This is a genomic window from Flagellimonas onchidii (assembly GCF_004804315.1).
In the GTDB taxonomy this organism is placed as follows: Bacteria; Bacteroidota; Bacteroidia; order Flavobacteriales; family Flavobacteriaceae; genus Flagellimonas; species Flagellimonas onchidii.
In genome coordinates this window covers 1-7,028 of record NZ_SRXX01000039.1, presented here as the reverse complement: position 1 = coordinate 7,028, position 7,028 = coordinate 1, and the positions used below count along the sequence as shown (strand labels likewise).

At 34.2% G+C, this 7,028-nt stretch carries 8 protein-coding genes; all 8 read left to right on the top strand.

Annotated features, from left to right (window positions below; all coding sequences use genetic code 11):
* The coding region (locus E4661_RS18715) for an integrase core domain-containing protein (protein WP_205728988.1) at positions 1–396 on the top strand (396 nt) is incomplete at its 5' end.
* A gap of 440 nt (positions 397–836) precedes the next feature.
* Positions 837–1,964: a site-specific tyrosine recombinase/integron integrase gene (gene xerA / locus E4661_RS18710; protein WP_240751553.1), complete on the top strand. Its 1,128-nt coding sequence runs from the start codon at positions 837–839 to the stop codon at positions 1,962–1,964.
* Between the two features lie 65 nt (positions 1,965–2,029).
* Positions 2,030–2,860, top strand: coding sequence for a peroxiredoxin family protein (locus E4661_RS18705; protein ID WP_136468988.1), 831 nt, complete (start codon positions 2,030–2,032; stop codon positions 2,858–2,860).
* Positions 2,861–3,006: 146 nt separating this feature from the next.
* The gene (locus E4661_RS18700) at positions 3,007–3,534 is read left to right on the top strand and encodes a hypothetical protein (protein WP_136468987.1); all 528 of its coding nucleotides are present in this window, start codon (positions 3,007–3,009) and stop codon (positions 3,532–3,534) included.
* 161 nt (positions 3,535–3,695) lie between these two features.
* A complete protein-coding gene (locus E4661_RS18695; protein WP_136468986.1) occupies positions 3,696–4,262 on the top strand; it encodes a hypothetical protein in 567 nt (188 codons plus the stop codon).
* A 143-nt stretch (positions 4,263–4,405) separates the two neighbouring features.
* Positions 4,406–4,840 carry a hypothetical protein gene (locus tag E4661_RS18690; RefSeq protein ID WP_136468985.1) on the top strand — a complete coding sequence of 145 codons (435 nt, stop codon included), beginning with the start codon at positions 4,406–4,408 and terminating at the stop codon, positions 4,838–4,840.
* Positions 4,841–4,998: 158 nt separating this feature from the next.
* Positions 4,999–6,087: a serine hydrolase domain-containing protein gene (locus tag E4661_RS18685; RefSeq protein WP_168796439.1), complete on the top strand. Its 1,089-nt coding sequence runs from the start codon at positions 4,999–5,001 to the stop codon at positions 6,085–6,087.
* A gap of 153 nt (positions 6,088–6,240) precedes the next feature.
* Entirely contained in the window at positions 6,241–6,678 is a 438-nt protein-coding gene (locus E4661_RS18680) for a GNAT family N-acetyltransferase (protein WP_240751552.1), read from the top strand.
* The last annotated feature ends 350 nt before the right edge of the window (positions 6,679–7,028 follow it).

Below are 7,028 nucleotides of genomic sequence, written 5' to 3'. Positions count from 1 at the left end.
TTGACCAATGGCAAATCGTTCAGGGTGTTCAACGTAATCGACGACCATAACAGGGAAGCCTTAATGTCCACCATCGATACCTCGCTCAGTGCAAGGAGGATAACAAGGGAGTTGGACAGGCTCATCGGGAGGGGCACGCCTTCAACGATAAGGGTTGACAATGGGCCGGAGCTCACCTCGGCGACCTTTGGGGCCTGGGCAAAAAAGAACGGTGTAGAGATCCGGTACATACAACCGGGAAAGCCGACCCAGAATACCTTGGTCGAACGTTTCAACGGCATTTACCGAAAAGAGGTGCTCAATGCCTACCTGTTCACTGACCTTGATCTTGTCAGGTGCAAATTCTACTATTCAAAAAGGCTTCTATCTTTTCAAAAGGGAATAAATACAGATTGACATTTGAATCCATATCTCCAAAAACGAAAAATGTTGCAGGTATGTTGCAGGAAGAAGAAACAAAAAAAGCCCCCACATCTGTGAAGGCTTGTTATTCTTGGTGATCGCGGAAGGATCATCAAATCTTTTATATCTATTTGATATTCAAAAAGTTAAATTAATATCTCAAAAAATGCTCACCGATTCGGGCGCTTGTGCCAACGAGCATATTGGAATGAACTTGTCTCTAACCAAATTTCATCAAAATTTATTGGAATTCAAAATATCTTTCCCAGTATATCCCAGAAATATTATTCAATCCTGTCCCGCTTTGTATAATAGGTGCCAACACCCTTAATGTTTTTTTTACTTATAAACGTTTACAATTATTTACAACCGTACGTTAAATGTTTAATGCCTCCTTAGGTCAAATCTTATTTCCATCTTGCCAAGAAAATATTGTGTTCAAGGGAAGAAGCATTACTTTAAAGCATCTGTTGGTTGGGGGGAAAAAGAAAATCGGACTACAGTTTAAGTCCGACAGGGTAATCCAGGCCTTGATAGAGCAAGTGCCACATATTATTTGGTCCAATGATTTTAATATGTACCATTTGCCCAATACCAAGCAAAACCTTGAATTAATATTCAAGATCTTTAAAGGAGAGGTATGGATAAACGGGAGCTTTTTCTTTACGGACAGAAAATCTATAAATAAAAATAAGCCCATTGATGTTCAATGGTTCAGGGTTAGGGAGCTCCACCCCGATCGAAAAAGGTGTCCAGAATCTTACTTGTCCAAATTGGAAATCCTACGGTACTCCAATAACACGGTAAGGGCATATGTAAACTGTTTCGAGGCTTTTATCAATCATTATCATGAAAGAAACCCTTTGGAGATCGACGAAAATGAAATTCGTGAATATCTAAAGGTATTGATAAGACAAGGAAAATCAAATTCCTATGTAAACCAGGCGTTGAACAGCATCAAGTTTTATTATGAAGTGGTCAATGGGATGCCCAACAGGTTCTACTCTATAGAAAGACCCAGAAAAGAGAAGCGTCTCCCCGAAGTACTTTCAAAAAAGGAAATAATCAATATCATAGAAAACACAAACAACCTTAAGCATAGATGTATTGTTGAGCTTTTATATTCTTCTGGTTTAAGAAGAAATGAACTTTTGGAGCTTAAACCGAACGATATCGATAGTAAACGTATGATGGTCAGGATAAGGCAAGGAAAGGGAAACAAGGACCGTCTTACTATTTTGAGCAAAAATACTTTGGATGACCTTAGGAGATATTACAAGGAATATCGGCCAAAAAACTATCTGTTCGAAGGTGTGAGGGGAAACAGGTATAGTTCTTCGAGTGTTTTGAACATCATTGTAAATGCAGCTAAGAAAGCTGGGATAAACAGAAGGGTAACTCCCCATATGTTGCGTCATAGTTTTGCTACCCATTTGCTTGAAAAAGGCACTGACATTAGGCATATTCAATTATTACTTGGACATGGATCCACAAGAACCACAGAAATATACACACATGTTGCAGACAGGTCGTTTATGAAAATAGAGGATTTGCTATCTTAGGCGTATAATGAATATATGATCAATGATCATATACAATTGTTACCTGCAAGCTTAAAAATAAAAACATGAACTACAAGACAATAAAAATACTAATCACAATAATATTCGCATCTACCTCTCTGATTGAAGGTTTTTCTCAAGAAATCACTGAAGAAAACTACAACAAGAGAATAAAAGAAATTACCGAAGAATATTCAGCTGGAATGGAAGAACTTGGTAGAATTTACAAATTACATCCCGAAAAAAAAGACAGTTTAATGTTAGTTGTCAAACAATTGGATGAAAACTATAATAAAAAAAATTGCCAAATAGCACTAAAATACGCTTCTCTCCCCAATGGTTTAATTAATGTTTATATGGCTAGGACAAGTATTCCAAAAGATACTCTTCTGTCTTTTTACAATAAGTTGCCTACCAATAAACAGAAATCAACTTATGGAAAAACTATCAAATTACATATCGATTCAAAACAAATAGAAATTGGGGATGATTTTTACAATTTTCAAGCAACTGACTCCAATGGAAATCCATTTCAATTATCCGACCTCAAAGGAAATGATATTTTCCTGCTGTATGGTGGTTTAGGTTGTATTAGAGAAGATGGGAGAGCTTTCTTAAAAAATTTTTACAACACTATAGATAAGGATGATTTTAAAATAGTTGTATTTAATTCTTGCTCCAATGTTGAGGAAATGAAAAATTTAAAAACCCTTTATAAATTGGACTTCATCTTCGTAGATGATTTTAAAAAAGATCATAGCCCTATGAAAATAATTTATGGTGCTCAATCTACACCGACTTGTTTTTTAATAAATAAAGATGGGAAAATTATCGAAAAGTCTATAGGGCTTCCAACAAAGAAACTCAATCAGATAATGACAAAAGCCAGCAGGTAACAATGGCTATAAGTAATTGCTTATTCTAACCTACTTCTGAAAATCCTTACGGATTCTCAGTTGGGTGCGTATTTGAAAAGTTAACTGCTAAACCACGTAACTACTCATAGCCGAGACCGTTGGCAACAAGCTGAAAAAAATCACGAATGAATCAAAATCTGGAACAAATATTTGAATTAGAATCTGCCGAAAAATATAATGAAGCATATTCTGAATATCGAAACCTGATTTTGGAAAACAACGCGGATTTTGAAACGTGGAAATATTATTTCTTCTTTTTGTGGTCTATGCTTGAAGATGTGAACGGACTTTTTAAAAAAGATATTGACTTACAAACCGAATTGGAATCCGAATTAAAAAACGGACTGAAAAAATACTCGGAATTAGCTGAGTTTAATTTTATTGCTGGATATGCGATTTCAATTTTCCCTTACGAATTTGGCGACTACGAAGAGTTGGAAATTAAAGGGAACGAAATGCTAAAAAAGGCGTTTGAATTGGAACAATCTAATCCGATTTATAAAATGGTTTATTTGGGTTCAAAGAGTCTGAATGAGAGAGAACAGAGTTTATATAAAAACGCTTGTGCTGAATCAAAACTGATTTTAAAAACTAAGCATAGCGGAAAAGGATTGTTGAACGAATATTACAACCAAGTGTTTAATCGTGAATAAAAAAAGCCAGTTGCCAACAATGTATAACCGCAATTACGGCGGATTCGACTGCGTCCGAATCCACTCGGAATTGCTAAAGTCAGTACCAAACCGAAAATAAACGCATATTAACCCGTAACTGACGGTTATACGATACCGTTAGGCTTTATTTGAGGAAAAATATGAACATACCGAAATTCCTATTTCATTATTACGAACTTGACAACGGACCATTTCGGAATATAACTGAATATGGATTTGAAAAAGCTGAAAGTGTTCAAAATCAAATATCAGAAGGATTTAATAGCAAAAGACCTGACAACTATATTGATTTAAGATTTTCTCTAGAAAATAGAATTAAAAAACAATTTATCTTGAAAGGCGGAAAACCAAACAGAAATGACCCTTTCTATTTCACTTTGGGACAATGCGATTGGGCAAAATCTTGGTATGCAAACCCAGGAGTCATAAAAATCCCTTTAACCGACTTTAAACCTGAACACATAAGTTTTACTTATCCTGACAGTATGGTGTCGTTTCAGTTTTACGATGAGCCAAAACTTGAGACTTATAGAAAAGATTGTAACGGACAGGTTTTCTTGTTAGACGAAATCAATGACCTTATAAATGAATACGGAATTCCATCAAATGAAAAATATCTGACAGAAGAAAGATTAAAATATGATAAATATATTGAAGCTCAAGTATGGGATGATGAAATAATAAATGAATATAAAAACAAAGCCTAACAATGTGTAAAAATAATTGCTTGGTTCTAGCCTATTCGGAAAATCCTGCGGATTTTCCTCTGGTTCGTTCCATTTTTGCTAAGTTAGTATCTTAACCACGCAACTATCCTTACACGAAACGTTGTAAAACATTTGACCAAAAAATGAGAGAATATTTAATATTAGCATTTTTGACAATGACTCAAATATGTTGTGCTCAAAAATCAGAAAAGTCTGAACACACAAATACTAATAACGAACCTGAAATGGAATATGCTTCAAATTATACACTTTCATTAGTAAATTTAATTGCAACACCAGAAAAATACCACGGAAAGAAAGTTCAAATAGTAGGTTTTTTAAATATTGAATTTGAGGGAAACGGAATTTATTTACATAAAAATGACTATGAACACGGAATTTATAGCAACGGGTTTTGGGTTTCTATTGACCAAAAAACAGGGAAAACAATATCTGACGACAAGCTAAATAAAAGTTACGTCTTAATTGAAGGAACTTTCAATATGGAACAAAGAGGTCATATGGGACTTTGGAGTGGAGAAATAGAAAATATTAATCGAATTATTAAATGGAATTAAAAAAACGTTTTACAACAATGGCTATAAGCAATTGCTTGTTCTCACCTACTTCTGAAAATCCGTGAAGATTTTCAGTTTTGTGCGTACTTGCAAAGTTAAGTGCTAACCCAAGCAACTAATCATAGCCGAGACCGTTGGCATTCATTATGAAGAACCGAATGATAAAATATTTTACCGCATTAATTGGAATTGTATTTTCAAGCTGTTTGAACGGACAAACAATAGACGCTATAAACGGAATTAATAAAGAACAATCTGAACTAATATTTAACAACACAAGAACATTCCCAAATAACACACAGTTATCAGTTGCCTTAATTAAAAACGGAGAAATTGACTTTGTCGGGATAGAAAGAACAAATGACACAATTAAGTTAATTGAAAATCACAAAAACGTCTTTGAAATTGGTTCTATAACTAAAGTATTTACAGCAACATTATTATCAAATTTAATAAACGACCAAAAAATAAAATTGAATGATAACATCCAAGATTATCTTGATTTCAAAATCAAATTAAACAGAGAAATAACTTTCAAAGAATTGGCAAATCATACTTCTGGACTTCCAAGAATACCTTCAAATCTAAACCTTTTGATTGTTGACCGAGACAATCCTTATAAAGACTACGATAAAGAAAAACTCAAAGAATATTTAACCTCTGAAATCAAGCTAAATCAAGAACCAGGTGTTAAATACGAATACTCTAATCTTGGTGCTGGAATTTTAGGATTTGAAATAGCGGCCATTTCAAACACATCCTATGAATCTCTACTGCAAGAGAAAATTTTCCAAAAATATAAAATGGAAAACTCTACAAGTAAAAGAGAAAGCATAAAATCTAAACTTGTGAAAGGTTTAAAACCAAGTGGGAAAATAACATCGAATTGGGATTTTGATGTTTTAGCAGGTGGTGGAGCTATATTTTCTACAGTAGAAGATTTATCAAAATTTGCTTTAGCTCAATTTGACAATAAGAATAAAGAATTGACTCTGACCCAAAAACCAACTTTTAAAATAAATGACAATATGCAAATAGGACTTGGATGGCATATTATAAAAAGAAAAAATGACGGAGAATTGATTTGGCACAATGGAGGAACTGGAGGTTATACCTCGTCAATGGCTTTAGATTTAGAAAACAAAAATGGAATAATAATACTATCCAATGTTTCAGCATTTAACAAAAAAATGGGGAATATTGACCAGTTATGTTTCGGACTGATTAAAACATTGGATGAAAAATAACGAAATGCCAACAATGGCTATAAGTAATTGCTCGTTCTCGCCTACCTCTGAAAATCCGCGAGGATTTTCAGTTTGCTATACTTGCTAAGTTAAGTGCTAACCCAAGCAACTAATCATAGCCGAGACCGTTAGCAACAAGCTGAACGCACTCAAATGGAAATGAAGACTGAATTTACAATTGAACCTTGCGAAAAGGAAAATATTAAGAAAATAGTAGACGGAATCAACGAATATAATTTAAGTAAAGTTTCAGCAATTGCTGATATTTGGACACGTTTAGAATATGTCACTAAAGATGATAATGGAATTGAAATTGGTGGAATATTGGCTGGACTTGGATATTGGAATGGATTAGAAATAAAAATATTGTGGGTTAAAGAAAATCACAGAAAGAAAGGCATAGGAACCCAACTTATAAAGCACGTTGAAAAAATTGCAAAAGAAAAAGGAGCTGAAATTTCAATGGTAGATACCTTTGATTTTCAAGCGGAGGAATTTTATTTAAAAAACGGATATGAACCGATTGGAGAAATGAAAGATTTTCCGAAAGGACACAGACGAATATACTTCTCTAAAAAATTAACTGAATGAAAAGCCAGTTGCTAACATTGTATAAAAATAATGCTTAATTTGAGTGCTTAATCAAATGGACAGTGCGTATTTGGTCACTCTGATTTTCCTGCGGAAAATCCTCGGACGCAAACCCGCACTATTCTTATACTAGACCGTTAGCTGCAATTTTGAATCAGTCTTCAGTTGATTTTCTCAGCTATTTAAGGGCTTTTTTGTCTTTTAAGAGTTTTCAGTCCCAAATGCCCTTAGATTAGATTCCATATAATAAACCATGTTGGTGATGTTGAAAAGAGGGGGTCCGGGGGAGACTAACAACTTCCTTTTTTGTGGATAACTTTGGTTTTTGATAAAAGGGAACGGGGTGAACT

What these genes read in the sequence shown, in the direction of transcription:
- E4661_RS18690 (WP_136468985.1), top strand. Translation starts at nt 4,406, where the DNA reads ATGAGAGAATATTTAATATTAGCATTTTTGACAATGACTCAAATATGT.
- E4661_RS18695 (WP_136468986.1), top strand. Translation starts at nt 3,696, where the DNA reads ATGAACATACCGAAATTCCTATTTCATTATTACGAACTTGACAACGGA.
- E4661_RS18685 (WP_168796439.1), top strand. Translation starts at nt 4,999, where the DNA reads ATGATAAAATATTTTACCGCATTAATTGGAATTGTATTTTCAAGCTGT.
- E4661_RS18705 (WP_136468988.1), top strand. Translation starts at nt 2,030, where the DNA reads ATGAACTACAAGACAATAAAAATACTAATCACAATAATATTCGCATCT.
- E4661_RS18680 (WP_240751552.1), top strand. Translation starts at nt 6,241, where the DNA reads ATGGAAATGAAGACTGAATTTACAATTGAACCTTGCGAAAAGGAAAAT.
- E4661_RS18700 (WP_136468987.1), top strand. Translation starts at nt 3,007, where the DNA reads ATGAATCAAAATCTGGAACAAATATTTGAATTAGAATCTGCCGAAAAA.